The 255-nt window shown below is 58.0% G+C and carries 1 rRNA gene; it reads left to right on the top strand.

What is annotated here, in order from left to right:
• Positions 1–255, top strand: a 16S ribosomal RNA gene (locus tag G3N62_RS35740); the annotation flags it as partial.

Below are 255 nucleotides of genomic sequence, written 5' to 3'. Positions count from 1 at the left end.
GCAAGTCGAACGGCAGCACGGGTGCTTGCACCTGGTGGCGAGTGGCGAACGGGTGAGTAATACATCGGAACATGTCCTGTAGTGGGGGATAGCCCGGCGAAAGCCGGATTAATACCGCATACGATCTTTGGATGAAAGCGGGGGACCTTCGGGCCTCGCGCTATAGGGTTGGCCGATGGCTGATTAGCTAGTTGGTGGGGTAAAGGCCTACCAAGGCGACGATCAGTAGCTGGTCTGAGAGGACGACCAGCCACA

It is taken from the genome of Burkholderia sp. Tr-20355 (genome assembly GCF_017104685.1).
In the GTDB taxonomy this organism is placed as follows: Bacteria; Pseudomonadota; Gammaproteobacteria; order Burkholderiales; family Burkholderiaceae; genus Burkholderia; species Burkholderia seminalis.
This window is presented reverse-complemented; position numbering and strand designations above follow the sequence as displayed.